We start from the raw sequence: 26,437 nt of genomic DNA, 5'->3' as shown, positions 1-26,437 counted from the left end.
ATCATAAAAGATATTAGATATTAGACATTTAGGTTTATAAAGGAGTAATAATATGTTTTGTTATCAATGTCAAGAAACAGCTAAGAATGAAGGATGTACAGTACAAGGTGTTTGTGGTAAGAAAGAAGATACTGCAAATGCTCAAGACTTATTAGTATATGTAACAAAAGGACTTGCAGAAGTTGCCAATAGAATTGGTGATGACAATGAAGAAGTATATGATAGGATTTCAAATAATTTATTTGTAACTATTACAAATGCAAACTTTGATACAGACGCTATTATGAAAGTTGTTAAAGAAACTATAAAAATGAAAGATGAGCTAATTGAAAAGTTAGATAATAAAGATAACTTATCTGAAATAGCTCTTTATTCATCAATGGATGATAAGGAACTTGAAAGAAAGGCCATTGAAGTTGGTGTGCTTAATACAATGAATGAGGATGAAAGATCCCTTGTTGAACTTACTACATATGGCTTAAAGGGAATGGCAGCTTACAATCACCATGCGAATGTATTAGGTTATAGAGATCAAGAAGTAGATAGATTTATTGCTCATGCTCTAGAAGAAACTACTAAATCTGACAAAGAAGTAGCAAGTTTAATTGATTTAGTAATGGATACAGGAAGTCATGGAGTTAAGGCTATGGCTTTACTTGATAAGGCAAATACCGAAAGTTTTGGTAACCCAGAAATTACAGAGGTTGATTATTCTGCAGGGGATAAGCCAGCTATCCTTATATCAGGTCATGATCTAAATGATATGAAAATGCTTTTAGATCAAAGTAAAGATAGCGGCGTAGAAATCTATACTCACTCTGAAATGCTACCAGCAAATTATTATCCAGAATTCAAAAAGTATGATCACTTCCATGGTAATTATGGTAATAGCTGGTGGACTCAAAATGATGAATTTGAGGCATTCAACGGTCCAATACTTATGACAACAAATTGTATTGTTCCAATGAAAAAAGATAATACTTATCAAGATAGAATGTTTACAACAGGGGATGCTGGTTATCCAGGATGTAAACATATAGAAAAAGACGAAAATGGATACAAAGACTTCTCAGAAATTATAGAACTTGCTAAAAGTTGTAAAGCTCCAACAAATCTTGAGGATACTAAAGTTGTAGGTGGTTTTGCTCACAATCAAGTTGTTCAACTAGCGGATAAAGTTGTAGAAGAGATTAATGCAGGAAATATTAAGAAATTTGTAGTGATGGCAGGCTGTGATGGCAGATTTAAAGATAGATCATATTATACAGACTTTGCTGAAGCTATACCTAAAGATTGGGTGATTTTAACAGCAGGATGTGCTAAGTATCGTTATAATAAATTAGGTCTTGGAGATATCAATGGAATCCCAAGAGTATTAGACGCTGGTCAATGTAACGACTCTTACTCACTAGTACAAATTGCTCTTACTCTACAAGAAGCATTTGGCTTAGATTCAATAAATGATCTACCAATAGAATATAATATTGCTTGGTATGAACAAAAAGCAGTAATAGTACTACTTGCTCTATTGAGTCTAGGAGTTAAGAATATTCATTTAGGACCAACTCTTCCAGCCTTCCTATCAGAAACAGTTGTAGATTTCTTAGTAGAAAATTTTGGTATTGCTCCAAATACAAGTGTTAAAGAAGACTTAGAAGAAATGACTGCTTAAATAGAGAAAATTAGATAAAGATAAAGCTCGAAGTTCCTATGTGAATTTCGAGCTTTAATTTTTAATTTTATTTTACTATTTTGCTAGATTAGCTTTCTTTTCTTCTTTTCTTTTTTCCCAGATTTCATCTGCAGTTTTATTCCAATTTTTAGCATATGGACTACATTTTGCTTCTAGATCTTTAGGATCTTCTGGTGATATAAAGTCAGTTGATTTTGCTTTTGATTCCTCTACGATTTTTGTAAGTTTTCCAGCATTTTCTAGCATTGGACAAGGTTTAAACATATTGTCATTAAATGGTTGGTTATCATGATAAGCCATAAATAGAGGACTTTGTAAACTTTCCATAAGTGTTTTTTCTCTAATATTTGAATCTGAATAGTGGATAAATGCACAAGGTTCTACATCTCCTAGAGAATTAATATGCAAATAGTTTCTTCCACCTGCTATACAACCATTTATAAATTCACCATCATTTTGGAAATCTATAGCGTATATCTTGTATGGACTAGAGCCAGATCTTATATATCTTATTCTTTCACAAACATATTGTCTTTGTTGTGGTGTTGGTAAAAGTGAAGGATCGGCATCGTTACCAACAGGCATATAATGGAAGAACCAGGCTAGCTTACATCCGTGATCTATCATTTTTGATATAAATTCATCTGAAGTAATTTGTTCATAGTTTTTAGATGTATAGCATACAGAGACACCATATAAAAGTTTGTGCTCTCTAAGTCTATCCATGGCATCTAGAACTCTTTTATATACACCCTCTCCTCTTCTAAAGTCTGTAGACTCTTCTGTACCTTCAACACTAAGACCAAATGATATATTTCCAGCTTTTACAACTTCATCGCAAAATTCATCGTCAATTAATGTACCATTTGTAAATAAGAAGAATTCGGATTCATTAAACTCGTTAGCAAGTTTAATAATGTCATCTTTTCTAACCATAGGTTCTCCACCTGTCAATAAGAAGAAATAGCAACCGATTTCATTTGCTTGTCTAACAATATCTTCCATTTCTTCATAGCTTAGGTTGTTTTTATGTCCATATTCTGCAGCCCAGCAACCTTTACATTCTAAGTTACAAGCAGAAGTAGGATCAAAAAGAATTGCCCATGGAATATTGCAATTATATTGTCTTTGAAGCTCATTTCTTTTAGCATTTCCTTTATAAACAGCATTATAAGCTACTGTCATGATAAATTGCTTTAATACATGATCATCAACTTCATCTACTATTTCTTCAGCAAAAGAAGCCCACTTAGATGAAGGATTAGCAAATTCTGCTCTAATTCTTTCAAGAGCATGCTTTGCACTGTTTTCTTCTGAAGATTTAGGCATTATGTACTTATCCATTATCTTAGTAATATCCTTCATACCTTCAACAGGATCTTTTTTTACATGCTTTAGTGCAAGATCAATAGCTTTAGAAAAAGCTACTTTAGTAGTCTTATCTTTTAACTTAGTTTCCATAAGATTATCAAATACCTCCTATATAATGAATTTTAAAAATAACTATTAATTATATTAATTATCTGGCAAATAGTTAAGTACATAACTTTTTTTAATTATAATATGTAAAAATTAATAATAATTAAGTTATATTATTATAATACCCAAATAAATAAAGAAATTAGCTACTATGAAAAATCCACTATTTGACATCTTATATTAGTATTGGCATTAGCAATACTTCATCCTTGTATAGTGTTTTTAGAATGATTAAAGGCTAGTCAATTAGAAGTATTAAAGATAGTATAGACTTTTTTTATCTATAGTAATTTTATTGATAAATTGTGTAGTTGAAAAATTAGACGATCTTTTTTATACTTAATCTGAGGTGAAATATGAATTTAAGAGACATTTCAATTTTTAATAATCTAAGTGATGAAGATTTATCATGTATAAGAAAAAATGTGAATATAGAAGAAAAACTTTATAAAAAGGGGGAGCAGATATTTAGGGTAGGAGAAGTAGCTTCTCACATGTACTATCTTATAGAAGGTAGCATATTGGTATATAAAATAGATCCAAATGGCAAGAGATTTATTATAAAAAAGCTTAATAAACCCTCTATCTTCGGTGAAGTTTATTCCTATCTTGGTGAACCTTTTGACTTTTCAGCTGAAGCAGAAAATGATAGTAAAGTTTTAATAATTAACGATTTTAAAAAAATATTTGAAACAGATGTATCAAAAGAATTTTTGCAATCTTATATAGACCTTTTATCTAAAAAATGTCTTCAATTGAGCCGCACTAACCAAATTACCTCCCAGTCTACTCTTAGACAAAAAATAGTCAAATATCTAATACTAAATCAAGAAAATTCTAAAGTATCTATAGATCATTCCAGAGAAGAATGGGCGGATATACTTGCAACAACAAGACCTTCTTTATCTCGTGAGTTATCAAATATGATAGATGATGGATTAATAACGTTATCTGATAAATCAATAGAAATCGAAGATATAGAAAGACTGAAGGATATCATTTAGGATTTTGGGTAGAATTCTATAAAGGAGTACGCTATGAATTTAAATAAAGAAATAAAAGTAGAATATAACGACTTAGGTCGCTCTGATCTTGAAGCAAGAGTAGCAAGGCTTGCAAGGATTTGTCAGAATTTAGAAATTCCAGTCCTTGTAATGGTAGATGGATTTGAGTCGGCAGGTAAGGGCTATGTAATAAATTATCTAAGCCAAGATTTGATACCAAAGTACTTTGATGTAGATGTTTTTGAGAAAAATGAAGAATATGATAATAGGTTTCCTTTTGAGAAGAGATTTTTTGAGAATGTTCCCAAAAAAGGTCATATAAAAATTTTTGATAGATCATTATATTACAAATTATTTGATGATTTAAGCCTAAAAGAGAAAGAACTTGACAAAAAGATAAAGTCTATGGAAAATATGGAAAAGATGCTATATGATGATCAGACTATAATAATCAAGTTTTTTCTAAATGTAAGTAAGGATGAGCAAAAAAAGAGAATAGAAAAACTTAAAGATTCTAACGAAAAAAGCTTTTATCTAAAGAGAAATGATGAAGAGCAAAATAAAAATTATAAAGATTATCAAAAACATTTTGAAAATATAATAGAAAAAACAGATTTCTCTTTTAGCCCGTGGACTGTAATTGATAGTAATGATTTAAAGAAGGCTAGTAAAGAAGCACTTTATCAAATGCTTGAAGCCTTAACAATTGGTTTAGAGAGGGTATCAACCCAAAGGCTAGATAATGAAAACACTGAACGTTCTTACCAAAGTAATAATAAAATAATAGAAAATCTTGACCTTACTAAAACAATAACTGAAGAAGAATACAAAGAAAAGAAAGATAAACTTGAAAAAGAAGTGAGAGATATGATGTTTGAATATTACAAACGTGGCATATCTACTGTTTTAGTTTTTGAAGGTGTTGATGCGGCTGGAAAAGATGGTGCTATAGAAAGACTTGTAAAAAAAGTTGATCCAAGACTTTACACCGTGCATGCAATTTCAGCTCCAACTAAAAATGAATTGGACCATCATTATTTATGGAGATTTTATAATAAATTGCCAGAGGATGGTTATGTAGGAATTTTTTCTAGGTCCTGGTATGGCAGAGTCATGGTAGAGCGTGTAGAAGGCTTTGCAACAACTTATGAATGGGATAGAGCCTATGATGAAATGCTAGATATGGAAAAGCAAATACATGATCATGGAAGCTTGATACTCAAATTTTTCGTAGTTATAGATAAGGATGAAGAGTATAAACGCTTTATGGCACGTGAAAATAATCCTGATAAAAATTATAAAATCACAGATGAAGATTGGCGCAATAGAGCAAAATGGGACTCATATATAGAAGCTATGGATGAAATGCTAGATCGTACTAATGTTGATTATGCCCCTTGGATAATTGTAGAAGGCAATCAGAAATATTATGCAAGGATTAAAGTTATGGAAGAATATTTAAAGCGTGCTAAAAAGCATTTGAAAGAATTTGATAAGAATAATAATTGATAATTTTTTATTTTTAAATATTGTAATATAATTAGCTTTGGAAAGTACTGGTATGATGGATAATTTAACTATGTAGTTCTTACAGAGGGAGAAAATATTGTTACGCTAGAAATAACCCTAGATAAGGATGAAATAAGCAAGATAGTTGAATGTATCAAATAGAATATGTAAAATATACTCTTAAGAAGTAATTCTTAGGAGTTTTTTTTATTTATGCAATATTACATATTTTATTTTTTTATATATGCTATTATAGGCTGGATTTTAGAAGTATCTTTTCATGTTATTACTAAAGGAAGATTTGTAAATAGAGGATTTTTTAATGGCCCATATTGTCCTATTTATGGTTTTGGTGCTGTAGCAGTAATTCTACTATTAAATAAAGTGGGAAATATTAATAAGCTATTATTATTTTTTGTATCAATGATTATAGCAACTCTTTTAGAACTTGTAACAGGTTTTATATTAGAAAAGATATTTCATAAAAGATGGTGGGATTATACGGGCTATAAGTTTAACTTAGGAGGATATATTTGTGCTGAATTCTCATTAATATGGGGAGCTGCCTGTTTTGTATTATATGAAGCTGTCCATCCTTTGATAAAAAAGGCTACAGAACTAGTTCCTATAAAAGTAATTATAATACTAAATATAATACTAGGAATCGTGTTTTTAGTTGATTTTATATCAACAGTAATTACAATTATGGGCTTAAGTGCAAAATTCAAATCATTGGAAAATCAGTCTAAAGATATCAAAAAAGTATCTGATGGTATAGGACAAAAGGTTGCAGATAAGACATTTGTAGCTCTCGATAAGAAAAAAGAGTTTGAAAATTCTAGATTTGTAAAGGAATTTGATGAAAGAAGTGCAGAATTTAGAGCTAAATTTGATTCCTTTGGAGAAAAGAGACTACTACGTGCTTATCCGAATTTAATTAAAGATTTAGAAGATAGGTGGGGAAATAGAGACTTTATAAAAAGAAAAGAAGAAAAATAAAAGTCTTGCCTATTATTATAAATTTTGCTATTCTTAATTAAATAAAGATTTATTTAGGGGTATTTATGCTTAAAATCTATATAATTTATTTTTTTATTTATGCCATCATAGGTTGGGCGTTGGAAGTAACCTATAATGCAATTAGACAAGCAAAATATATTAACTGTGGAGTATTAAATGGGCCTTGGTGCCCTATTTATGGCTTTGCAGTTATTAGTATTTTGATACTACTAAAGTCAGTTAGAACTGATAGTAAACTTTTTTTATTTTTTGCTTCAATGATTATAGCTTCAATAATAGAACTTATAACAGGCTTTATCCTAGAAAAAGTCTTCCATAAAAAATGGTGGGATTACTCTGATAAGAAATTTAATATAGGTGGCTATATTTGTGCAGAGTATTCCATTGCATGGGCAGCTTTGTGCTTTATTCTATATGAAGCTATACATCCGATGATTGCAAATTTAGTAAAATATATTCCTTATAAATTGACTATAGGAATAAATATAATTGTGGCTGTATTATTTATCATAGATTTAGTAGCAACAATAAATTCAATTCTAGGAATCAATAAAAAGTTTAGTCAGGTAGAAAAATCTTCAGAAAAAATTAGCGAGTTTACAACAGATATTGGAGAAAAAATTGCAAATAAGGGTATAGAAGCGGCTGGTAAAACAAGTAATAAAAGAAAAGAATTTGATCAAAGGAGCAAAGACTTCAAAGAAAGCTTTGATAAATACGGTGAAAAGAGAATCCTAAAAGCTTTTCCAAATCTTATAGAAGACTTGGAAGATAGAGGATATGACTTTAAAGAAAAAAATAAATAATGCAAGCTACTGAGATTAAATCTTGGTAGCTTTTTTTAATGTGTATTTTTAGGATATAATCATATGAAAGGGGTTAATTATGGATAGATTTAAAATATTTTTGATAGAAGATGATGAGATTATAGCTAAATCGCTTAAAAAATTTTTGGAAAATTGGTCTTATGAAGTTTATCTAGTTAAAGATTATGAGAAAGTTTTTGAGGAATATGAAAGAATAGACCCAGCTATTATTTTGATAGATATATCTCTACCATTTTTCAATGGATATTATTGGTGCGAAAAAATTAGAAATGTTTCGAATGTTCCCATAATTTTTATATCTTCAGCTAGTGAAAACTTAAATAAGATAATGGCAATGAATATGGGAGCTGATGACTATATAACTAAGCCTTTTGATTTGGAGTTATTATTGGCGAAAATTAAGGCCTTACTTCGAAGATCATATGAGTATACAGAAGTAACTCACAATATTTCATATAAAGATATATTTATAGATAGGAATAGAATGTTATTGATATTTGATAATAAAGAAGTTAGCTTGTCAAAGAATGAATACTTAATTTTAGAGATGATGTTTACATATCCAGAGAAAGTATTTAAGCGAGAGGAACTGATGGATAAGATATGGCAGACTGATGAATTTATTGATGACAATACACTTACTGTAAATATTATGAGACTTCGTAAAAAACTTGAGGATGTTGGCCTAAAAGATTTAATAAAGACTAAAAAGAAAGTTGGTTATTATATTGAAAGAGATAGTTAGATTTTTAAAAATAAAGACTCATGTATTAATAATATTTTCACTTTATATAGTTTTCTTATTTGCAAGCACTTTATTTGGAATTGATAGAAATTATATCCTATATATAATATTGGTATCAGTTCTACTATTTTTAGTGGATATAGTAATTTCTTTTATAAACTATAAAAAAATTTCAAACGCATTGACCTATTGGGCTGATGATCCTTCCATGGATCCACCTGATATAATTAATAACACAAAGTTTTTTGAAGAAATTGATTCTATTAATAAGTTAAATAAGGAAATGGAAAAATCTTTTGACTTAAAGATGAAAGAATTTAAAGATTATATGACCATGTGGGCCCATCAAGTAAAGACTCCTCTTTTTTCTCTAGACCTGATATTAAATGATCACCCTGTTGATAGTCATGCTGCTAGGGCAGAGGTTTTTGAAATAGAAGAGTACATAGAAAGCTTATTATCCTATATTAGACTTGAATCCTTATCCACTGATTTTGTTTTTAAAAAGCAAAGCTTGGATAAGCTTATAAGATCATCTATAAAAAAATATTCTAAACTGTTCATAAAAAAGAAAAACAAGGTAAAATTTTGTCCTACTGAATTGTTTATAACTACTGATGAAAAATGGTTTGGCTTAATATTAGATCAAATATTATCTAATTCAAATAAATATACTCAAAATGGAGAAATCAGTATTTATATGAAAGGTAAAAATTTGGTAATTGAGGATACGGGTATAGGGATCAGAAAGGAAGATTTGCCAAGAGTTTTTGATAAATCATATACGGGCTATAATGGTAGGATTTATAAAAAGTCAACCGGGATTGGGTTGAATTTAGTAAAAACTACCGCAGAAAACTTAAGTATAGATGTAGATATTGAATCAGAGGTGGGAATAGGTAGCAAACTCATACTTAATTTAGCTCGAGAGATAAATTAAATTACTAGTAGGATCAAGAAAAATGTATAGAAAAGTTAAATATATAACGTTAAATTATTGACGATTAGAGAAAACGATATATAATGATATTGAAATAAAAATAAGGAGGTTTATATGAAAGGTTTTGCAATGTTGGGAATTGGTCAAACAGGATGGATTGAAAAACCAGAGCCAGAGATTGGTCCTCTGGATGCCCTGGTAAAGCCGATTTCTTTAGCACCTTGTACATCTGATATTCACACAGTGTGGGAAGGTGCGATCGGAGATAGACACGATATGATTTTAGGTCATGAATCAGCAGGAGAAATTGTAAAAGTTGGAGAGCTTGTAAAGGATTTCAAAGTAGGAGATAGGGTATTAGTACCTGCTATAACTCCTGATTGGTCATCTCTTGAAAGTCAAGCAGGATTTCCTATGCATTCTGGTGGAATGCTTGCAGGATGGAAGTTTTCGAACTTTAAGGATGGAGTTTTTGCAGAAGTTTTTCATGTAAATGATGCTGACGCTAACTTAGCATTGATTCCAGAAGGGGTTGATCCAGTCCTTGCACCTATGTTATCGGATATGGTAACTACAGGTTTCCATGGAGTTGAACAAGCTGATGTGCAATTTGGAGATGAAGTTTTAGTTATAGGAATAGGTCCTGTTGGCTTGATGTCTGTTGCAGGAGCAAACTTAAGAGGCGCTGGTAAAATTTATGCTGTAGGTACTAGACCAAAATGTGTAGAAGCTGCTAAATATTATGGAGCAACCGACATAATTTCTTATAAGGAAGGGTCTATTTCTGAACAAGTATTAGATCTTACCAATGGTAAGGGTGTAGACAGGGTTATTATAGCTGGTGGTGGAGTAGATACTTTTGAAGAAGCTATAAAAGCTATGAAGCCAGGTGCTAAGATTGGCAATGTGAACTATCTTGATGGCGGTGATTATGTAAAAATTCCTAGAGCTGAGTGGGGCGTAGGTATGGGACATAAAGTCATAAGCGGAGGACTAACACCAGGTGGAAGACTTAGGATGGAAAAATTGGCTAGTCTCGTATCTTGTGGCAAGCTTGATATCTCCAAACTTGTAACTCATAAATTCTATGGTTTAGATAAAGTTGAAGATGCCTTATATCTTATGAAAGATAAGCCAGCTGATTTGATTAAGCCAGTTGTAGTAGTAGCAGAAGATTTGATGGATAAATAATATGCAAATAATAATAGTATCTGGCTTTCTGGGCAGTGGAAAGACTACTTTTATAGAAGAATTTCAAAAGAGATTAGAAAACGTAGCAATATTAGAAAATGACTATGCTAAAGCAAATGTGGATTATGATATATTAGCTAATACAGGAAAAGATATTCTTTCTTTGGAGGAAGGTTGTGTATGTTGTTCAAAAAAGAAGGATTTCGCAACAACAGTTATAACTATAGAAAATACTATAGATCCTGATTACTTAATCATTGAGCCTACTGGCGTAGGATATTTATCTAATATCATCGCTAATATTAAGTCTATAGAATATGAAAAAATAAAATTATTAAATCCTATAACTATAGTAGACTACAACAGCGTTGATAGCTTAATTAGGAACTATGAAGATCTTTTCTTAGACCAGATTAAAAACTCCGGATACTTATTATTATCTAAAACCGAGAATACCAGTAAAGAAGAAATAGAAGAGGTAATAAGTAAGTTAGAAAGATTAACGAAGGCAAGTATATACGCAAATCATTACAAAGATTTTGATAAAGATATATGGCAAGAATTACTTAGCACTTATGATATAGATATAGGAGCTAATTCAGCTAGTAAAGAATTAAAGTTAGATAGCTTTAGCTATGATAATGTAAATTTTAAGGATTTTAATGAGCTAGGAACCAAGCTAAATGCTGTTACTTGTAATAGATTTGGAAAACTTATTAGAGCTAAGGGTATAGTCGATGTTACTAATAAAAAAGTAAGAGTGGATATTGTAGATAATAAATTTAATGTAGAAAAGTATGAGGGGAAATCTTCAAATAATTCTCTTATTTTTATAGGAGAAGATTTGGAAAAGGATTCTTACGATATATTATTTTCCAAATAAGCTAAAAATTAATAGTAATTAAGGAAGAGCTAAGCTTGGCTCTTTTTTTGATGGAACTATTAAAACTAACAAATTGTCACTTTAAGTCTTAAACTGTTATATAAATCCAAGGATTTTTATTTTTATCTATTGTATTATATAGACAAGAAAAGATAAGAAAGGAAAGTGATAATATGCTACTTGAAGTTTCAAACTTAGAGAAAATATATAAAACTAGATTATCAAGCAATCAGGTTGTGGCTTTAGATAATGTTAATTTTTCGGTAGAAGAAGGAGAATACATAGCTATTATGGGAGAGTCTGGTAGTGGAAAAACTACTCTATTGAATTTACTTGCTCTTTTAGATAAATCTACCAAGGGAGAAATAATTTTAGAAGGTAAAGATTTTTCGACTATAAGTGATTCTGAAATGTCAAAATTTAGACGTGAGCATTTAGGTTTTGTTTTTCAAGATTTTAATTTACTAGATACTTTAACTCTTAAAGAAAATATAATATTACCATTAATACTTGCAGAGGAAGATCCTGCAAGTTTTGATAAAAGAGCAGATGATATTGCAAAATCTTTAAGAATAAATGAACTTTTAAATAAATACCCTTATGAGGTATCAGGGGGACAAAAGCAAAGATGTGCAGTAGCTCGTGCCCTAATAACAAATCCCAAATTGCTTTTAGCAGATGAGCCTACAGGAGCCCTTGATTCTAATAGTTCTAGAGAGCTTATGGAAGTTTTTAGTAAATTAAACGAAAGTGGACAAACTATTATAATGGTAACCCACTCAGTCCAAGCAGCTGCAGAAGCAAAAAGAGTTTTATTTATAAAAGATGGAAAGATCTTTCATGAACTTTATAATTCTAGTTTTACAAGCTATGAAATGGGTGAAAAGATAGCTGATACTATGCAAATGCTTGCTAGAGGTGAGATAAAATGAAATCACTTTACAAAAATCTCGCCGAAGATGGCATAAGAAGACATAAAAGACTCTATTATCCATTTATAGGAACTACGGTGTTTTTTATAGTTTTAATAAACTTATGTCTATCTATAAGTGCCGATCCTGTTATAGAAACTTTTTTTGGGGCAACTACAATAGGAACACTTATGGATCTTGGTTCTATAATACTATTGATATTTGCCTTACTTACGATTTCGCAGAACTATAACTTTATTCAAAAGAATAAGGCAGATGAGTCGGCTCTATATCTGATGCTAGGAATGGAGAAAAAGCATTTAATAAAGATATATCTTCATGAACTATTGATTTTATACTTAAGGTCATTAATAATAGGGACTCTTATATCACTAATATCATATAAATTAGTTTTTGCTGGATTTTTGAAATTGATGAATTCTGATATTAATGTATTAGAAAGTGGGATTTTTCCAGTAATACAACCACTGATGCTTACAGCTTTAATATTTTTAGCCATATTTGCATTATTGCTTTTAAAACAAGTTTTTAAGAATAGGAATTTTACTCCTCTTAATTATATGCAAGAGTCGAAAGCAGGACAAAAAGCTCCTAAACATCCTGCTATTATAGGAATATTAGGGATTATTTGTATAGGTCTAGGGTATTATATAAGCCTTAGCACAGATAATCCTATGAAAGCTTTTAGATTATTTTTTGTAGCTGTCTTGCTAGTAATTTTAGGAACATATCTTGCTTTTTCTGTAATAATATCTGGAATATTAAAATTATTACAGAAAAATAAAAGATTTTATTACAAAAAATCAAACTTTACAGCAGTTTCTGGTTTGATTTATAGAGTGAAAAATAGTGCTAATACTCTTGCTAGTATTGCTGTCTTATCAACCATGGTAATAGTTGTTTTAACTTCGGGCTTTTCCCTTTATTTTGGAACTATTAAAATGCAAGATCAACTGTATCCAACTGATTACAAAATGAGTTTTCCTAAAAAAGAAGAAAGTTTAGATTATTATGAGAAATTAGTAGCAAACGCATTAAAAGAAGAAAATAAAACTGCTAAGATAAATTCTTTTAAGTCAAATTATTTTATTATAGATAAAAATGGAACTATAATTACCAAACGTGATTCTGAAGCTACTCTTGAAGAAGAGTTTGGAGGTTCTAGTTTTCTAGGACTTTATCTTGATGAAAATTCTACTTATAATTTCAATGGAGCTGATGCTATACTCTTATCAGATGATCAAGGTTATAATATAACGAAAATTGAAGGTAAAGATTTAAAAATTAACAAGGAAAAAGAAGAAAATTATCCTACGAAATTTCCTTCTACTGATATAACTATGACAAATACCTCTAAACTTGTTTTTAAAGATCCTAAGCTTTTTAAGGAAGTGACAGATAGTCTAAAGATAAGTGATGATCCTAGGTATGACGAAAATTGGAATATAACTTTTGATGTAGATGGACCCTATGATCCACAGTTAAAGGAAAATTTGTGGAAGAAATTTGCTGATAAGCTATCAGATCAGTGGTTTTCTTTAAGTGATGGTAGAGCTGATAGGGCAGAATTATTAGCTATGTATGCTGGAATATTCTTTGTAGGTATTATCCTAGGTTTAGGATTTTTAGTATCTACAGTACTAGCTATTTATTACAAGCAACTTTCTGAGGGTCTTGATGATAGAGCAAGATTTAAAACTATGAGACAATTGGGCATGACTAATAAAGAGGCTAAAAAAAGTATATCTAAGCAAATGGGCTTGGTATTTTTCTTGCCACTAGTATTTGCTTTTGTACACTCATTATTTGCTCTACCAATCATTACTGAGTTTTTAAAAATTCTTGGGCTTACAAAAATATCTTTATTTATAAAATGCCTATTAGCTGTCTTTGCAGCTTATATACTTTTCTACCTTGCTACATTTAAAATGACAGAAAAAACATACAACAATATCGTATTGGAATAAGCATTTAACTAAAAAAGTAGGCAAGAGAGTAAATGAGCTGAACCCCCAAAATTCGGAATACGGATGTATGGGTTCAGCTCATAAACTGACCTACTTTTTTATATTTTAAACTTCATTTTAACTACAGCTCCTTGATTGTCCTTCTCACTGTAATTATTGATTTCTAGTATACCATTATTATTTTTTGTTATTTGATTTATAATATTTAAACCGAAGCCATGATTTATCTTATCTTTTTTGCTGGTGAGTTTCTTTTGAGGGAAGGATTCTAAGATTTCATTCTCAAAACCGTCCCCTTCATCTTTTACGCTTATTACAAATAAATTATTTTCATTTTCAAAGGATAGATAAATATTTCCGTAAGGTTTACTATGCTCAGTCGCATTAACAATTAGATTCTGTAAGGCGCTTGCTATTTGCTCTTTATCTAGTCTTATTTTAGAAGTTTCTCTTTTGCTAAGGACTAAATTAATATCTTTATTAGACATAATTGTCTCTGCTATGTCTATCCAATAACTGATAGCATTTTCATCTACTGGCTGTGGATTTGTTTTTAGAGTCTTTGAAAAATTTTTAAGCTTATCGACGTAAATTTCTAGCCTAGCTGTTCCACTTTCTATACCATTTAAGTATTCAATTTGACTTTCAACTATATCTTCTTTAAGCAATTCGGTATTGCCTTTTATAATTGTAATAGGAGTGCGAATGTCGTGAGTGATTTCTTCTAGTAATTCTTTTTCAGAAGTCTCAGCTTCCCATTGGTCAGTTAGAGATCTTTTTAGCTCTTTAGATAAGGTGTCTAGGGAGTTCAAAACCCCATAGATTTCTCTATACTTTGACTTTTCTCTTTTATAATCTAAGTCCATATCTTTTATATGGCTGTTTGTTACTGATATTTTTTCTATTTCAGCTTTCAATAATCTGACAGACTTTCTTATAAAAAGTGAGAAACCTATTAGCCAGATGATAAATATGGTAAGTACATATAATATCTCTATATTATTTATTTTTTCGTATAGATTTTTGGATGTCAAAATTGGTGATATTTGATAAGCTAAAATCAGTGTTTTATCACCTGCCGAAAGCTTTTTTAAAAATTTAGGATTTAGTAGCGAACCTATATATGATAATTCATTTTTGTAAGCTTCTTTTACATAATTTGAGTATTTGTCATCGATAGTATTCTCTATAACATTACCATTTTTAGTATACTCATAATCGTAAAAATAGGGGATATTGCTGGTTTTAAAGTCATCTTGCGTGAGCATTGCATCTATTTCACTAATATGATTTTCTGCGTAATTTGCTGGATAAATAATAGACCTATTTAGGGCAAATCTTACGAGGTAAAGTGCAAGTAAAAATATAAATGCAGAATAAATAATTTCAAAAATAGCGTATTTTCTTATTAAGAAACCTAAAGATTTTCTATTTCCCATTTATATCCCACTCCCCAGACTGTTTTGATCGGATCTAGCTTGTGTTCAACAAATTTGCTTCTAATCTGTTTTATGCGCTCTGTTATAGAAGATTTGCTGTCACCATCTGCATCGTACCCGTAAATTGTCGTATAAATATATTCTTTTGAGAACACCTGACCCTTGTTTTTTAAAAGTAGGACACATATTTCGTACTCACTTTTGGTCAAATTGATTTCATTTTCGTAAGTATAAAATTTACGATTTAATAGATCACAGGAAATAGGATAATCGACTAAACGATTGTGTTTTTCTCGCCTTTCGCGTCTGATATGAGCTGCAACTCTAGCGCGAAGCTCGTTTATTGAAAATGGTTTGGTGATATAATCGTCAGCCCCTAGAGCAAAGCCCTCAATTTTATCAGCTTCAAAGTCTTTTGCAGTAAGCAAAAGTATAGGAATGTCTATCATATTCCTATACTTTTCTAAAAATTCAAAACCAGACATTTTTGGCATCATAATATCCAAAATGATCAGATCAAAATTTGAAAAAATATCTGGATCTATTATGGATGAGTCGTTATAAATTGTAAGATCATATTCTTTTTTTAGGGTATTTTTTATCAAGTTTGTAAGGTCTATATCATCATCAATTAGTAAAATATTCATCTATTCCTCCGTTTTTGCGATTACATCCCATTTACTAAACCAATCCATAGCACAAAGTAAAAACACAGATGTAAGGACGATAGCAAGAATTAAGAAAATTATAACATTATTTAGATTTATTTTGCTAGAAGCTAATAAATAAATAAGTTTAATCGGCCATACAAAAGGAAAAATAGGCCAAATAAGTTCTACAAGCCCTGTTGAACCAAACAAAATGGCAGCAAGGGTGATAAAAATTCCAGCTAAAATACTTATAGATTTACCAAATTTTAGGGTCAAAAATTGATATATAGGAATTAGGGGAACTAGAGTCAAAAAACTTATTCCAAGCAGAGTGAAATTTATTTTGTGGCTCGGTATGTCAATTCTTATTATTTTTGTCCCAAGGAAAATTCCAATGCTAGCTAGGGCTACTATTAAGACAAATAAAACTAAGATAAATAAAAATTTTCCTAAAAAAATTTTCTTTCTAGATACAGAAAATCTTATCTCGTTAAAATAGTAGCCTGCTTCTTTATCAGACTCATAGGCCATAGGTACAAAAAAACTTAAGGCAAAGGTTGCAAGTATGGTAAAGATACCAAAGAAAGAATGTATTTCTTGTCCCTTTAGGTTATGGGTAGTTGCTATATAAATAGAGAAAAATAAAGTATACATAATCGGGGCAAAGATTGATACCCAAATAAGTGCAGTTCTTTTATTTCTTATAAAATTTGATTTTATAATATTAATCATTGTTATTCCTCACATAAATTTTACTGCTAAATATCATCGTAAATGTAAAAATTATTGGACTTAATATCATCCCTATATAAATAGCACTCGGATTTGCTAGGTAAGATCCTTTCTCTAAAAAAATGCCGTTCGGGTTAAGATTAATAGCAGGTGCAAGCATCCTAAAAGTATAGGAGTGGGGGTAAATTAGCCAGTAATTTTTGATTGCAATTATTGGTCCTAGTAGGGATAGAATAAAATTAGCAATATATACTATAAAATTTTTACCAAAAGCCACCATCAATAAAAATGAAAAGGAAATTATTGGAAGTGACCCTATAAAAGTTACAAAAGTGGCTTTAACTATATCAATAAAGTATACATTCTCCTGTAACATAAATTTTCCTACTATATATAAAAGTAGACCTGAAATTACTAGTATTATAAATAAATGGCGAGTCACCACAATTACTTTTGCCCAAATGACTTTTTCTTTATTTAAGCCGAGACTTTTATAAAGATTAATATGATAATCTTTTTCCTTTACTATAATATTTACTACTAAAAGACTTAAAATTATTGGCAGAATTAAAATAGGGTACCAGTTATAAGCAGCAGCTAACAAATAACTCTTATTCTCTATGCTTCTAACCATGAGTAAAACAACTAGACTTGTAAAAATAATAAAAATAAGTGGAACTATCTTTATAAGTTTACTATTAGCTGATCTCTTTTCTTTAATAAATTCAGTTTTTATAAATTTATTCATATTAATAACCTTCTTTTTTTAAAATTTCCATAAAAAGACTTTCCAGATGATCACTTCCCTTATCATTAGCGCTTTCATAGGCAAGTTTGCCATTTACAATTATGCCGACTTTATCAGCAACTTGGTCTACTTCGCTTAAAATGTGGCTAGAAATAAGTACGGTTATACCGTCATTATTAAAAGATTTTATTAGTTCGCGCAGCTCGGCAATACCTATTGGATCTAGGCCGTTTGTTGGCTCATCTAGTATCAAAAATGATGGATTATTTATTAAAGCCATAGCAATGCCAAGTCTTTGCTTCATACCTAGGGAAAATTCACGAGCTAATTTATTACTAGTATTAGTAAGGCCAACTATTTTTAAAACTTCATTTATTCTATTTTCATCTATATTTAATAAAGTAGTTAGGACTTTTAAGTTTTCGTAAGCTGTTAGATTTGGATAAATAGCAGGACTTTCAATAATTGCTCCTATTTCAGAGAGATCTTTTTGGCAGATAGGATGCTCTTTATAAAAAATTTCTCCAGAGCTTGGCTTTATTATTTGTGTTATCTGTTTAAGTAGAGTCGATTTACCAGCCCCATTTGGACCTAAAAGTCCATAAACTTCACCTTTATGAATATTGATAGACACTTCATCAAGAGCTTTAAAATCTCCGTATTGTTTTGTTAAGTTTTTTGTTTCCAAAATATTTTTCATAATTGCCTCCTTGTTTATGATTAATTATAGAAGGTGAGAATAATTAATTTATAACTGAAAATATAAATGTTATTAAAAAAATTAAAAATTTACTCTAGCATAGAATAGATTAAAATTAGAGAGAAAAGTTGTTGACAAATATAGGATAGGTAGTATATTAAGAAGCACTTAGCAAATGGCTAGATAGCAATGGTTTTAATATAGTTTTAGGTATATTCATAAATTTTACTAAAAGTTTGTAAAATCCATTAAAAGTGCTTGCTATTATAAGCTTTTTGTTGTATTATAATAGGGTGCTTTGAAGCAAGATGTTGCTTGGAGACTAAGGCCAAGCCCCAAGGGAACTCTTGTCTAGCAAGTTTAGAAATAATTCTAAGCGGTTTCCAAAAATATCAAACGCCCGGATGGGTGGTATAGAAAGAGAGAGGAAAAATGGCTAATCAACAAAAAATCAGAATTAGACTTAGAGCTTACGATCACGAAGTAATCGATAGCTCAGCAGAAAAAATCGTAGAAGCAGTAAAAAGAAGCGGAGCGGAAGTATCTGGACCAATCCCACTTCCAACAGAAGTAGAAAAGATTACGATCTTAAGAGCGGTTCATAAATACAAAGACTCTAGAGAACAGTTTGAACAAAGAACACATAAAAGATTAATCGATATCATCAATCCAAATGCTAAAACACTTGATGCACTTAAGAAACTTAACTTACCTGCAGGTGTTGATATCGAAATTAAGTTATAATAACTGTAATTAGAATGATTGATAGATTCTAATAGAAGGAATCAATCCGCTGTAATTAAGGAGGTACTCATGAAGAGTATATTTACAACAAAAGTAGGCATGACTCAAGTCATCGATGAAGACGGAGTAGTTACTCCAGTTACTGTTCTAAAGGCTGATGAAAATGTAGTTGTACAAGTTAAAACAGAAGAAACAGACGGTTACAACGCAGTGCAAATCGGTTATATGGACAAAAAAGAAAAAAATGTTAAAAAACCAGTTAAAGGTCATTTTGACAAAGCAGGCGCATCTTACAAAAGATACCTTAAAGAAGTAAACTACGGCAATGATCCAATAGAACTTGCGGTAGGAGATAAATTAGCTGTAGATATCTTTGAAGCAGGCGAAGTCGTAGATGTTGTTGCAACAAGCAAGGGTAAAGGTACCCAAGGTGCTATTAAAAGATGGAATTATGGTAGAGGTCCTCAATCTCACGGTTCTAAATCTCATAGAGTAGCAGGTGCTCGTGCAGCAGGTTCAGATCCAGCTAGAGTATTCAAAGGTAGAAAAGGCTCAGGAAAAATGGGAAATGAAAGGGTTACTGTTCAAAACTTACAAGTGGTAAAAGTAAACTTAGAAGACTCATATATCCTAGTTAAAGGTGCGGTTCCAGGACCTAAAGGCGGACTTGTTCAAGTTAAACAAGCAGTCAAGGGCCAAAACTAAGGAGGACTTAAATGCCTAAAGTTAACGTATTAAACATTCAAGGAGAAAATGTTGGTGAATTAGAGCTTAACGAAACTCTATTTAACACAAAAGTAAGCGAACACGCAGTTTACGAAGTAGTTAAAAACCAACTTGCAAATAAAAGACAAGGTACACAATCTGCTAGAACACGTTCTGAAGTACGTGGTGGTGGACGTAAACCATTTAGACAAAAAGGAACGGGTAGAGCTCGTCAAGGTTCAATAAGAGCACCACATTATACAGGCGGTGGAGTAGTATTTGCACCAAAGCCAAGAGATTATAGCTACCAAATTCCAAAGAAATTAAGAAGAAAAGCACTTTACTCAGTTCTTACTTCAAAAGTAAACGACAATGAATTAATAGTTTTAGATAGCTTAAATTTACAAGAGCCTAAGACAAAAGAAGCAGCAAGTATATTAAATGCTATTGACGCTGGCAAAAAAGCGTATGTAGTAACAGCAGAAAATGACAACATCGTTTATAGATCATTTAGAAACATTGAAGGTGTTGATGTATCAGCTGCTAATTTAATAAATGTTTATGATTTAGTAAGACATAACAAGCTAGTAATTACAAAAGATGCAATTGCTAAACTTGAGGAGGTATTTATATAATGAAATCACCTTATGAAGTAATTAAAAGACCAATTATTACAGAAAAAAGCATGAGCTTACTTGATGAAAACAAATATACTTTTGAAGTAGATAAAAATGCAAACAAGCCAGAAATAAAAGCTGCTATTGAAGAAATCTTTGACGGAGTAAAAGTAAAAAAAGTAAGAACTATGAATTCCGAAGGTAAAAAAGTTCGTACACGTCATGGTATTGGCAAAAAAGCAGACTGGAAAAAAGCTGTCGTAACTCTTACAGAAGACAGTGCAGAAATCGAATACTTCGAAGGTTTATAAGGAGGATTTAAATGCCTATAAGAAAATTAAAACCAACTTCAAATGGTCATAGAAATATGTCTGTTTCAACATTCGAAGAAATTACCACAAATAGACCAGAAAAATCACTTTTAAGAGATTTAAAATCTAAAGGTGGTCGTAACAATACTGGTAGAACAACAGTGCGCTTTAGAGGCGGCGGAGTAAAAAGAAAATATAGAATCATCGATTTCAAAAGAAACAAAGATGATATTCCAGCAAGAGTAAAAACTATAGAATACGATCCAAATAGATCAGCAAATATCGCTTTAGTAACTTATGCTGATGGAGAAAAAAGATATATCTTGGCTCCAAGAGGACTTAAAGTAGGAGATGAAATCCTATCAGGAGAAAATGCAGATATCAAACCAGGTAATGCTCTAGAACTTAAAGATATTCCAGTAGGTACTATGATTCATAATATTGAACTTAGAGCAGGTCAAGGTGGAGTATTAGTAAGAAGTGCTGGTGTTGGGGCACAACTTATGGCTAAAGAAGGTAAGTTTGCAACACTAAGATTACCAAGTGGTGAAGTTAGACTAGTACACTTAAACTGCAAAGCGACAGTAGGAGTTGTAGGAAATTCAGAACACGAATTAGTTAGACTTGGTAAAGCAGGTAAAACAAGATATAAAGGACGCCGTCCTCACGTTAGAGGTTCTGTAATGAACCCAGTAGACCATCCACACGGTGGTGGTGAAGGTCGTACACCAATTGGTCGTCCATCACCAATGACACCATGGGGCAAAAAAGCTATCGGTGTTAAAACACGTAATAAGAAAAAACAATCTTCACAATACATTGTAAGAAGAAGAGATGAAAAATAGGGGGATATAATGGCTAGATCACTTAAAAAAGGACCATTTGTCGATGATCATTTAATGAAAAAGATTGACGAATTAAATGAAAAAAATGAGAAAAAAGTTATAAAAACTTGGTCAAGACGTTCTACAATATTCCCTGAATTTGTAGAACATACTATAGCAGTACACGATGGTAGAAAACACGTGCCAATCTATATCACAGAAGATATGGTGGGACATAAACTAGGTGAATTTGTACCAACAAGAACTTTCAGAGGCCATGCTAAAAAGGCAACTGAAATGAAAAGTAAAATGCGTTAGGAGATTACAATGGAAGTTAAAGCAACAGCTAAATATCAAAGAATATCTCCTCTTAAAGTAAACTATATTTGTAAAGAGATTAGAGGTAAACAAGTAGATGAAGCACTTAATATCTTAAGATTTACAAACAAAAAAGGTGCTAGATTACTTGAAGGTGTACTTAAATCTGCTATAGCAAATGCAGAAAACAACAACGGACTTGATAGAGAAGACCTATATGTTAAAAACGCATTTGCAAATGATGCTCCAACTATGAAAAGATGGCATCCAAAAGCTAAAGGTGCAGCATATCCAATACTTAAAAGAAGTAGCCACATTGGCATAGTTCTTGAGAATATAGAAGCGTAGGAGGAAAATATGGGCCAAAAGGTAAACCCTAAAGGATTTAGAGTTGGTGTTATAAAAGACTGGGACTCAAAATGGTATGCAGATAAAGAAGAATTCTCAGATCTATTAGTAGAAGACTATAACATCAGAAAAGTAGTTAAAAAAGAAGTTTATGATGCAGGAATTGCTGATATAGAAATTGAAAGAGCAGTAAATAACCTTAAAATCACAATCTTTACAGCAAAACCAGGTATGGTTATCGGTAAAGGTGGTTCAGGAATTGAAGAACTTAAGAAAAAAATCGAAAAAGTTGCTCCGGGCAAAAGAACAATCATAAACGTTGAAGAAATCAAATATCAAGACCTTAATGCACAATTAGTAGCAGAAAATATTGCATCAGCACTTGAAAACAGAGTAGCATTTAGACGTGCTATGAAACAACCTATCCAAAGAACAATGAGAGCTGGAGCTAAAGGTATTAAGACTATGGTATCTGGTCGTCTTGGTGGAGCTGATATGGCTAGAAGCGAAGGATATTCAGAAGGAACAATTCCACTTCAAACACTAAGAGCAGACATTGACTATGGTTTTGCAGAAGCTGATACAGAATATGGTAAAATTGGTTGTAAAGTTTGGATTTATAAAGGCGAAATTCTTCCAGGAGAGAAAGCTGTACGTGAACCAAAAATGAAGCAAAGACCAAATAATAGAAATAAAAAGAGAAGAAACAACAATAGACGTCCTAACAGAAATAATAACGAAAATACTAATAAATAGTATTTATATAAGGAGATAAACTTATGTTAATGCCTAAAAGAGTTAAATATCGTAGACAACACAGGGGCAGAATGAAAGGTGAAGCTCAAAAAGGTAACCAATTAGCTTATGGTGAATATGGCTTACAAGCATTAGAAGCTACTTGGATGACAGCTAACCAAATCGAGGCTGCTCGTCGTGCGATGACAAGATATATCAAAAGAGGTGGTCAAATCTGGATTAAAGTATTCCCAGATAAACCAGTATCTAAAAAACCTGCAGAAGTTAGAATGGGTTCTGGTAAAGGTGCTCCTGAATATTGGGTAGCAGTAGTAAAACCAGGCCGTGTACTATTTGAAATGAGTGGTGTTAGTGAAGAAACTGCAAGAGAAGCTATGAGACTTGCTGCACAAAAGCTTCCTATCAAAACTAAATTCATACAAAGACTTGAAGTTACAGGTACGGAGGAATAATAATGAAAGCAAAAGAAATCAGAAATTTATCAGACCATGATTTAGATAAACAATTATATGATTTACAAAGTGAGCTTTTTAATCTTCGTTTCAGACTTGCAACTGGACAATTAGAAAATCCATCAGCAATTGGAAGTGTCAAAAAAGACATCGCTAGAGTTAAAACAATACAAACTGAAAGAAAGCTTAATATAAATAGGGAGGCTTAAATTTCATGGAAAGAAACAGTAGAAGAGTAGCACGTGGTGTTGTAGTATCTGATGCGATGGATAAGACTATTACAGTTTTAGTAGAAGATAAAATTTCACACCCAGTGTATAAAAAAAGAATCAATAGAAGTAAAAAATATAAAGCTCATGATGAGAAAAATGAAGCTAAAGTAGGCGATACAGTAGTAATTATGGAAACCCGCCCTCTATCAAAAACAAAAAGATGGAGACTAGTAAGAGTTGCCCAAACTGCTGAAATTGTTTAATGGTTTAAGGAGATTATAATGATACAACAAGAAACTCGTATGAGAGTTGCAGATAACTCCGGAGCACGTGAATTACAAGTAATCAAAGTTCTAGGCGGAACTGGCATAAGATATGCAAATATAGGTGATGTTGTAACTTGTTCAGTTAAAAGTGCAACACCCGGCGGAGCGGTAAAAAAAGGTGATGTTGTAAAAGCGGTTATTGTTAGAAGCAAAAGAGGCCTAAAAAGAGTTGATGGTTCAAAAATTGCTTTTGATGAAAATGCAGCAGTAATCATTAAAGATGATAAGTCACCAGTTGGTACACGTATATTTGGACCAGTTACTAGAGAATTAAGAAGGGAAGGATTCATGAGAATTATATCCCTTGCTCCAGAAGTATTATAGGAGGATTCAATGCACGTTAAAAAAGGCGATAAAGTTCAAATTATATCTGGCCAATATAAAGGTCATGTTGGTGAAGTTATAAAAGCTTTCCCAAAAGAAAATAAAGTTATTGTAGAAGGTGCTAATATTCAAATTAAACACCAAAGAGCTATGCAAATGGGTGGCGAATCTGGAAGACTTGAACAAGAAGGTCCAATTGATGCGTCAAAAGTACTTCTATACTCAGAAGAACTTGGCAGAGGTGTTAGAACTAGCAAAGTATTTGAAGATGGCAGAAAAATCAGAGTAAGCCATAAGACAAATGAGAAGTTCGACTAGTCTAAGGAGATATTATGGCAAGCAGATTAAAAGAAAAATATGAAAACGAAGTAGTAAAAGCTCTTATTGAACAATTTAACTACGAGAATGTAATGCAAGTACCGAAGTTAGAGAAAATAGTTATAAACGTTGGTCTTGGTGAAGCGAAAGATAATGAAAAATTATTAACTTCAGCAAAGAATGAACTTGCATTAATTACAGGTCAACAACCTATAGAAGCTCGTGCTAAAAAATCAGTAGCTAACTTCAAATTAAGAGAAGGTCAACCAATCGGAGCTAAAGTAACACTAAGACGTGAAAAAATGTATGACTTCTTAGATAAGTTAATCAGTATTTCACTACCACGTGTAAGAGACTTTAGAGGTATAAACCCAAACTCATTTGATGGTCGTGGAAACTATTCATTAGGAATTAAAGAACAATTAATATTCCCAGAAATCAAATATGATGATGTAGATTTCTTACATGGTATGGATATTACAATTGTTACTACAGCTAATACAGATGAAGAAGCTAAAGCATTCTTAGAATTAATGGGAATGCCATTTAAAAAATAAAGGAGCGCTTAATGGCTAAAAAGTCAATGATAGCTAAACAAAAGAAAGCACATAAGTATTCAACTCAAGAATATAACAGATGCAAAATTTGTGGTAGACCACACGGCTACCTTAGAAAATATGGAATATGCCGTATTTGTTTTAGAGAATTAGCAAATAAGGGACAAATTCCTGGAGTAAGAAAATCTAGCTGGTAATTAGGGAGGATAAATATTATGATGACAGATCCAATTGCGGATATGCTAACAAGAATTAGAAATGCAGTTAAAGCTAATCATAAAGAAGTTAGCTTACCATCTTCTAATGAAAAAAAAGCTATTGCACAAATTCTTCTTGATGAAGGCTTCATTAACGGATTTAACGTAGAAGAAGATAACAAACAAGGAATTCTTACAATAGATTTAAAATATACTGAAAACGGTGAAAAAGTAATCTCAGGCCTTAGAAGAATTAGTAAACCAGGTCTTCGTGTTTATGTAAAAGCGAACGAAGTACCAAAAGTATTAAATGGTCTTGGGATAGCAATTATTTCAACATCAAAAGGACTTTTAACTGACCAAGCTGCAAGAAGTCAAAATGTAGGTGGCGAAGTTATTTGTTACGTATGGTAAGGAGAAATATATGTCAAGAATAGGTAAACAACCAATTGAAATCCCAAATGGAGTTTCAGTTGTAATTGACGGACAAAATATTAGAGTAGAGGGCCCAAAAGGAAATCTAACTCAAAGTTTCCCAACAACAATTGAAGTAGTAGAAGAAGATAATCAGCTACTAGTTAAAATTCCAGAAGAGTATACAAAGCAACAAAATATAGACCACGGTTTATTTAGATCACTTATTGCTAACATGGTAAAAGGTGTTACAGAAGGATTTAGCAAAACATTAGAAATTGAAGGTACAGGTTATAGAGCTCAAAAACAAGGTGATAACTTAGTAATGAATTTAGGTTTTTCACACCAAGTTACAATGCCAGATCCAGAAGGAATCAAAACTGAAGTACCAAATGATAGAACTATTGTTGTTAATGGAATTGATAAACAATTAGTAGGCTTACATGCAGCTAATATCAGAAAATGGAGAAAACCAGAACCATATAAAGGTAAGGGTATAAGATATGAAGGCGAATATGTAAGACGCAAAGTTGGTAAGACAGGTAAGTAGGAGAG

At 31.4% G+C, this 26,437-nt stretch carries 34 protein-coding genes; 28 read left to right on the top strand and 6 right to left on the bottom strand.

The features are described from left to right. The first annotated feature begins 52 nt into the window (after window positions 1–52). Window positions 53–1,672 carry a hydroxylamine reductase gene (gene hcp / locus J2Z39_RS01360; RefSeq protein ID WP_209813399.1) on the top strand — a complete coding sequence of 540 codons (1,620 nt, stop codon included), beginning with the start codon at window positions 53–55 and terminating at the stop codon, window positions 1,670–1,672. Window positions 1,673–1,747: 75 nt separating this feature from the next. Here the strand turns inward: hcp and J2Z39_RS01355 are convergent, their stop codons facing one another. Next, complete coding sequence (locus J2Z39_RS01355) at window positions 1,748–3,154, bottom strand: radical SAM protein (RefSeq protein ID WP_209813398.1); 1,407 nt, start codon at window positions 3,152–3,154, stop codon at window positions 1,748–1,750. A 374-nt stretch (window positions 3,155–3,528) separates the two neighbouring features. Here J2Z39_RS01355 and J2Z39_RS01350 point away from each other — a divergent pair, with 374 nt between their 5' ends. From J2Z39_RS01350 to J2Z39_RS01305, 10 genes are all read left to right on the top strand, one after another. After that, window positions 3,529–4,176, top strand: coding sequence for a Crp/Fnr family transcriptional regulator (locus tag J2Z39_RS01350; protein WP_117520294.1), 648 nt, complete (start codon window positions 3,529–3,531; stop codon window positions 4,174–4,176). A 33-nt stretch (window positions 4,177–4,209) separates the two neighbouring features. Then, window positions 4,210–5,685 carry a hypothetical protein gene (locus J2Z39_RS01345; protein WP_209813396.1) on the top strand — a complete coding sequence of 492 codons (1,476 nt, stop codon included), beginning with the start codon at window positions 4,210–4,212 and terminating at the stop codon, window positions 5,683–5,685. Between the two features lie 213 nt (window positions 5,686–5,898). Next, the gene (locus J2Z39_RS01340) at window positions 5,899–6,684 is read left to right on the top strand and encodes a putative ABC transporter permease (protein WP_117520290.1); all 786 of its coding nucleotides are present in this window, start codon (window positions 5,899–5,901) and stop codon (window positions 6,682–6,684) included. A 65-nt stretch (window positions 6,685–6,749) separates the two neighbouring features. Continuing rightward, on the top strand, window positions 6,750–7,511 hold the full coding sequence (locus J2Z39_RS01335; protein WP_209813394.1) for a putative ABC transporter permease: 762 nt from the start codon (window positions 6,750–6,752) through the stop codon (window positions 7,509–7,511). 79 nt (window positions 7,512–7,590) lie between these two features. Beyond that, window positions 7,591–8,277 (top strand): response regulator transcription factor, encoded by a 687-nt coding sequence (locus J2Z39_RS01330; protein ID WP_209813392.1) that lies wholly within the window; start codon window positions 7,591–7,593, stop codon window positions 8,275–8,277. Continuing rightward, window positions 8,261–9,217: a sensor histidine kinase gene (locus J2Z39_RS01325; protein WP_209813390.1), complete on the top strand. Its 957-nt coding sequence runs from the start codon at window positions 8,261–8,263 to the stop codon at window positions 9,215–9,217. Before J2Z39_RS01330 ends, J2Z39_RS01325 begins: the two co-directional genes overlap by 17 nt. Window positions 9,218–9,331: 114 nt before the next feature. Further along, a complete protein-coding gene (locus J2Z39_RS01320; RefSeq protein ID WP_117520282.1) occupies window positions 9,332–10,408 on the top strand; it encodes an NAD(P)-dependent alcohol dehydrogenase in 1,077 nt (358 codons plus the stop codon). A 1-nt stretch (window position 10,409) separates the two neighbouring features. Then, the gene (locus J2Z39_RS01315; RefSeq protein WP_209813388.1) at window positions 10,410–11,291 is read left to right on the top strand and encodes a GTP-binding protein; all 882 of its coding nucleotides are present in this window, start codon (window positions 10,410–10,412) and stop codon (window positions 11,289–11,291) included. Between the two features lie 173 nt (window positions 11,292–11,464). Continuing rightward, a complete protein-coding gene (locus tag J2Z39_RS01310) occupies window positions 11,465–12,223 on the top strand; it encodes an ABC transporter ATP-binding protein (protein ID WP_209813387.1) in 759 nt (252 codons plus the stop codon). Further along, window positions 12,220–14,190, top strand: coding sequence for an ABC transporter permease (locus J2Z39_RS01305; RefSeq protein ID WP_209813385.1), 1,971 nt, complete (start codon window positions 12,220–12,222; stop codon window positions 14,188–14,190). The genes J2Z39_RS01310 and J2Z39_RS01305 overlap by 4 nt, the downstream gene beginning before the upstream one ends. 98 nt (window positions 14,191–14,288) lie before the next feature. On the opposite strand, the gene J2Z39_RS01300 is transcribed toward J2Z39_RS01305, so the two are convergent. The 5 genes from J2Z39_RS01300 to J2Z39_RS01280 are packed head-to-tail and all read right to left on the bottom strand — an operon-like array spanning window position 14,289 to window position 18,459. After that, window positions 14,289–15,629 carry a sensor histidine kinase gene (locus tag J2Z39_RS01300; RefSeq protein WP_209813384.1) on the bottom strand — a complete coding sequence of 447 codons (1,341 nt, stop codon included), beginning with the start codon at window positions 15,627–15,629 and terminating at the stop codon, window positions 14,289–14,291. Next, a complete protein-coding gene (locus J2Z39_RS01295) occupies window positions 15,608–16,276 on the bottom strand; it encodes a response regulator transcription factor (RefSeq protein ID WP_209813383.1) in 669 nt (222 codons plus the stop codon). The genes J2Z39_RS01300 and J2Z39_RS01295 overlap by 22 nt, the downstream gene beginning before the upstream one ends. Then, the gene (locus tag J2Z39_RS01290) at window positions 16,277–17,011 is read right to left on the bottom strand and encodes an ABC-2 family transporter permease (RefSeq protein WP_209813382.1); all 735 of its coding nucleotides are present in this window, start codon (window positions 17,009–17,011) and stop codon (window positions 16,277–16,279) included. Next, window positions 17,004–17,759, bottom strand: a complete 756-nt coding sequence (locus J2Z39_RS01285) for a lantibiotic immunity ABC transporter MutE/EpiE family permease subunit (protein WP_209813381.1) — start codon at window positions 17,757–17,759, stop codon at window positions 17,004–17,006. The genes J2Z39_RS01290 and J2Z39_RS01285 overlap by 8 nt, the downstream gene beginning before the upstream one ends. 1 nt (window position 17,760) lies before the next feature. Continuing rightward, window positions 17,761–18,459 (bottom strand): lantibiotic protection ABC transporter ATP-binding subunit, encoded by a 699-nt coding sequence (locus tag J2Z39_RS01280; RefSeq protein ID WP_209813378.1) that lies wholly within the window; start codon window positions 18,457–18,459, stop codon window positions 17,761–17,763. A gap of 432 nt (window positions 18,460–18,891) precedes the next feature. Between J2Z39_RS01280 and rpsJ the strand changes: the two genes are divergently transcribed. The 17 genes from rpsJ (at window position 18,892) to rplF (ending at window position 26,432) form a co-directional block, all read left to right on the top strand. Beyond that, window positions 18,892–19,203 (top strand): 30S ribosomal protein S10, encoded by a 312-nt coding sequence (gene rpsJ, locus J2Z39_RS01275; protein WP_044565289.1) that lies wholly within the window; start codon window positions 18,892–18,894, stop codon window positions 19,201–19,203. A 69-nt stretch (window positions 19,204–19,272) separates the two neighbouring features. Beyond that, the gene (rplC, locus tag J2Z39_RS01270) at window positions 19,273–19,908 is read left to right on the top strand and encodes a 50S ribosomal protein L3 (RefSeq protein ID WP_117520265.1); all 636 of its coding nucleotides are present in this window, start codon (window positions 19,273–19,275) and stop codon (window positions 19,906–19,908) included. Between the two features lie 11 nt (window positions 19,909–19,919). Beyond that, window positions 19,920–20,543, top strand: coding sequence for a 50S ribosomal protein L4 (gene rplD, locus J2Z39_RS01265; protein ID WP_117520263.1), 624 nt, complete (start codon window positions 19,920–19,922; stop codon window positions 20,541–20,543). Then, window positions 20,543–20,836 carry a 50S ribosomal protein L23 gene (gene rplW, locus J2Z39_RS01260; protein ID WP_209813375.1) on the top strand — a complete coding sequence of 98 codons (294 nt, stop codon included), beginning with the start codon at window positions 20,543–20,545 and terminating at the stop codon, window positions 20,834–20,836. The genes rplD and rplW overlap by 1 nt, the downstream gene beginning before the upstream one ends. Window positions 20,837–20,847: 11 nt before the next feature. Next, window positions 20,848–21,681, top strand: coding sequence for a 50S ribosomal protein L2 (gene rplB, locus J2Z39_RS01255; protein ID WP_117520259.1), 834 nt, complete (start codon window positions 20,848–20,850; stop codon window positions 21,679–21,681). 9 nt (window positions 21,682–21,690) lie between these two features. After that, entirely contained in the window at window positions 21,691–21,978 is a 288-nt protein-coding gene (gene rpsS, locus J2Z39_RS01250) for a 30S ribosomal protein S19 (protein WP_101539548.1), read from the top strand. 9 nt (window positions 21,979–21,987) lie between these two features. Continuing rightward, entirely contained in the window at window positions 21,988–22,326 is a 339-nt protein-coding gene (rplV, locus tag J2Z39_RS01245; RefSeq protein WP_117520257.1) for a 50S ribosomal protein L22, read from the top strand. 9 nt (window positions 22,327–22,335) lie between these two features. Further along, complete coding sequence (gene rpsC, locus J2Z39_RS01240; RefSeq protein ID WP_117520255.1) at window positions 22,336–23,082, top strand: 30S ribosomal protein S3; 747 nt, start codon at window positions 22,336–22,338, stop codon at window positions 23,080–23,082. Between the two features lie 23 nt (window positions 23,083–23,105). Next, window positions 23,106–23,534: a 50S ribosomal protein L16 gene (gene rplP, locus J2Z39_RS01235; RefSeq protein ID WP_117520253.1), complete on the top strand. Its 429-nt coding sequence runs from the start codon at window positions 23,106–23,108 to the stop codon at window positions 23,532–23,534. A 2-nt stretch (window positions 23,535–23,536) separates the two neighbouring features. After that, window positions 23,537–23,743 carry a 50S ribosomal protein L29 gene (gene rpmC / locus J2Z39_RS01230; protein WP_117520251.1) on the top strand — a complete coding sequence of 69 codons (207 nt, stop codon included), beginning with the start codon at window positions 23,537–23,539 and terminating at the stop codon, window positions 23,741–23,743. Window positions 23,744–23,748: 5 nt separating this feature from the next. Next, window positions 23,749–24,009, top strand: a complete 261-nt coding sequence (gene rpsQ / locus J2Z39_RS01225) for a 30S ribosomal protein S17 (RefSeq protein WP_117520249.1) — start codon at window positions 23,749–23,751, stop codon at window positions 24,007–24,009. Window positions 24,010–24,027: 18 nt separating this feature from the next. Then, entirely contained in the window at window positions 24,028–24,396 is a 369-nt protein-coding gene (gene rplN / locus J2Z39_RS01220) for a 50S ribosomal protein L14 (RefSeq protein WP_117520247.1), read from the top strand. Window positions 24,397–24,405: 9 nt separating this feature from the next. After that, the gene (rplX, locus tag J2Z39_RS01215) at window positions 24,406–24,714 is read left to right on the top strand and encodes a 50S ribosomal protein L24 (protein WP_117520245.1); all 309 of its coding nucleotides are present in this window, start codon (window positions 24,406–24,408) and stop codon (window positions 24,712–24,714) included. A gap of 14 nt (window positions 24,715–24,728) precedes the next feature. Then, window positions 24,729–25,271 (top strand): 50S ribosomal protein L5, encoded by a 543-nt coding sequence (gene rplE / locus J2Z39_RS01210; RefSeq protein WP_117520243.1) that lies wholly within the window; start codon window positions 24,729–24,731, stop codon window positions 25,269–25,271. A gap of 11 nt (window positions 25,272–25,282) precedes the next feature. Beyond that, on the top strand, window positions 25,283–25,468 hold the full coding sequence (locus J2Z39_RS01205) for a type Z 30S ribosomal protein S14 (protein ID WP_117520241.1): 186 nt from the start codon (window positions 25,283–25,285) through the stop codon (window positions 25,466–25,468). An 18-nt stretch (window positions 25,469–25,486) separates the two neighbouring features. Then, window positions 25,487–25,882 carry a 30S ribosomal protein S8 gene (gene rpsH, locus J2Z39_RS01200; protein WP_117520239.1) on the top strand — a complete coding sequence of 132 codons (396 nt, stop codon included), beginning with the start codon at window positions 25,487–25,489 and terminating at the stop codon, window positions 25,880–25,882. Window positions 25,883–25,892: 10 nt separating this feature from the next. Then, on the top strand, window positions 25,893–26,432 hold the full coding sequence (rplF, locus tag J2Z39_RS01195) for a 50S ribosomal protein L6 (protein WP_117520237.1): 540 nt from the start codon (window positions 25,893–25,895) through the stop codon (window positions 26,430–26,432). Window positions 26,433–26,437: the final 5 nt, after the last annotated feature.

Origin of the sequence: Anaerococcus nagyae (assembly GCF_017874535.1) — a bacterium.
Classification (GTDB): domain Bacteria; phylum Bacillota; class Clostridia; order Tissierellales; family Peptoniphilaceae; genus Anaerococcus; species Anaerococcus nagyae.
Note: the sequence above shows the minus strand (reverse complement) of the source record. Positions and strands in the feature narration are given on the sequence as shown.

Excerpts from the sequence above, each read along its gene's own strand:
- hcp (WP_209813399.1), top strand. The coding sequence starts at position 53 with ATGTTTTGTTATCAATGTCAAGAAACAGCTAAGAATGAAGGATGTACA.
- J2Z39_RS01355 (WP_209813398.1), bottom strand. The coding sequence starts at position 3,154 with ATGGAAACTAAGTTAAAAGATAAGACTACTAAAGTAGCTTTTTCTAAA.
- J2Z39_RS01350 (WP_117520294.1), top strand. The coding sequence starts at position 3,529 with ATGAATTTAAGAGACATTTCAATTTTTAATAATCTAAGTGATGAAGAT.
- J2Z39_RS01345 (WP_209813396.1), top strand. The coding sequence starts at position 4,210 with ATGAATTTAAATAAAGAAATAAAAGTAGAATATAACGACTTAGGTCGC.
- J2Z39_RS01340 (WP_117520290.1), top strand. The coding sequence starts at position 5,899 with ATGCAATATTACATATTTTATTTTTTTATATATGCTATTATAGGCTGG.
- J2Z39_RS01335 (WP_209813394.1), top strand. The coding sequence starts at position 6,750 with ATGCTTAAAATCTATATAATTTATTTTTTTATTTATGCCATCATAGGT.
- J2Z39_RS01330 (WP_209813392.1), top strand. The coding sequence starts at position 7,591 with ATGGATAGATTTAAAATATTTTTGATAGAAGATGATGAGATTATAGCT.
- J2Z39_RS01320 (WP_117520282.1), top strand. The coding sequence starts at position 9,332 with ATGAAAGGTTTTGCAATGTTGGGAATTGGTCAAACAGGATGGATTGAA.
- J2Z39_RS01315 (WP_209813388.1), top strand. The coding sequence starts at position 10,410 with ATGCAAATAATAATAGTATCTGGCTTTCTGGGCAGTGGAAAGACTACT.
- J2Z39_RS01310 (WP_209813387.1), top strand. The coding sequence starts at position 11,465 with ATGCTACTTGAAGTTTCAAACTTAGAGAAAATATATAAAACTAGATTA.
- J2Z39_RS01305 (WP_209813385.1), top strand. The coding sequence starts at position 12,220 with ATGAAATCACTTTACAAAAATCTCGCCGAAGATGGCATAAGAAGACAT.
- J2Z39_RS01300 (WP_209813384.1), bottom strand. The coding sequence starts at position 15,629 with ATGGGAAATAGAAAATCTTTAGGTTTCTTAATAAGAAAATACGCTATT.
- J2Z39_RS01295 (WP_209813383.1), bottom strand. The coding sequence starts at position 16,276 with ATGAATATTTTACTAATTGATGATGATATAGACCTTACAAACTTGATA.
- J2Z39_RS01290 (WP_209813382.1), bottom strand. The coding sequence starts at position 17,011 with ATGATTAATATTATAAAATCAAATTTTATAAGAAATAAAAGAACTGCA.
- J2Z39_RS01285 (WP_209813381.1), bottom strand. The coding sequence starts at position 17,759 with ATGAATAAATTTATAAAAACTGAATTTATTAAAGAAAAGAGATCAGCT.
- J2Z39_RS01280 (WP_209813378.1), bottom strand. The coding sequence starts at position 18,459 with ATGAAAAATATTTTGGAAACAAAAAACTTAACAAAACAATACGGAGAT.
- rpsJ (WP_044565289.1), top strand. The coding sequence starts at position 18,892 with ATGGCTAATCAACAAAAAATCAGAATTAGACTTAGAGCTTACGATCAC.
- rplC (WP_117520265.1), top strand. The coding sequence starts at position 19,273 with ATGAAGAGTATATTTACAACAAAAGTAGGCATGACTCAAGTCATCGAT.
- rplD (WP_117520263.1), top strand. The coding sequence starts at position 19,920 with ATGCCTAAAGTTAACGTATTAAACATTCAAGGAGAAAATGTTGGTGAA.
- rplW (WP_209813375.1), top strand. The coding sequence starts at position 20,543 with ATGAAATCACCTTATGAAGTAATTAAAAGACCAATTATTACAGAAAAA.
- rplB (WP_117520259.1), top strand. The coding sequence starts at position 20,848 with ATGCCTATAAGAAAATTAAAACCAACTTCAAATGGTCATAGAAATATG.
- rpsS (WP_101539548.1), top strand. The coding sequence starts at position 21,691 with ATGGCTAGATCACTTAAAAAAGGACCATTTGTCGATGATCATTTAATG.
- rplV (WP_117520257.1), top strand. The coding sequence starts at position 21,988 with ATGGAAGTTAAAGCAACAGCTAAATATCAAAGAATATCTCCTCTTAAA.
- rpsC (WP_117520255.1), top strand. The coding sequence starts at position 22,336 with ATGGGCCAAAAGGTAAACCCTAAAGGATTTAGAGTTGGTGTTATAAAA.
- rplP (WP_117520253.1), top strand. The coding sequence starts at position 23,106 with ATGTTAATGCCTAAAAGAGTTAAATATCGTAGACAACACAGGGGCAGA.
- rpmC (WP_117520251.1), top strand. The coding sequence starts at position 23,537 with ATGAAAGCAAAAGAAATCAGAAATTTATCAGACCATGATTTAGATAAA.
- rpsQ (WP_117520249.1), top strand. The coding sequence starts at position 23,749 with ATGGAAAGAAACAGTAGAAGAGTAGCACGTGGTGTTGTAGTATCTGAT.
- rplN (WP_117520247.1), top strand. The coding sequence starts at position 24,028 with ATGATACAACAAGAAACTCGTATGAGAGTTGCAGATAACTCCGGAGCA.
- rplX (WP_117520245.1), top strand. The coding sequence starts at position 24,406 with ATGCACGTTAAAAAAGGCGATAAAGTTCAAATTATATCTGGCCAATAT.
- rplE (WP_117520243.1), top strand. The coding sequence starts at position 24,729 with ATGGCAAGCAGATTAAAAGAAAAATATGAAAACGAAGTAGTAAAAGCT.
- J2Z39_RS01205 (WP_117520241.1), top strand. The coding sequence starts at position 25,283 with ATGGCTAAAAAGTCAATGATAGCTAAACAAAAGAAAGCACATAAGTAT.
- rpsH (WP_117520239.1), top strand. The coding sequence starts at position 25,487 with ATGATGACAGATCCAATTGCGGATATGCTAACAAGAATTAGAAATGCA.
- rplF (WP_117520237.1), top strand. The coding sequence starts at position 25,893 with ATGTCAAGAATAGGTAAACAACCAATTGAAATCCCAAATGGAGTTTCA.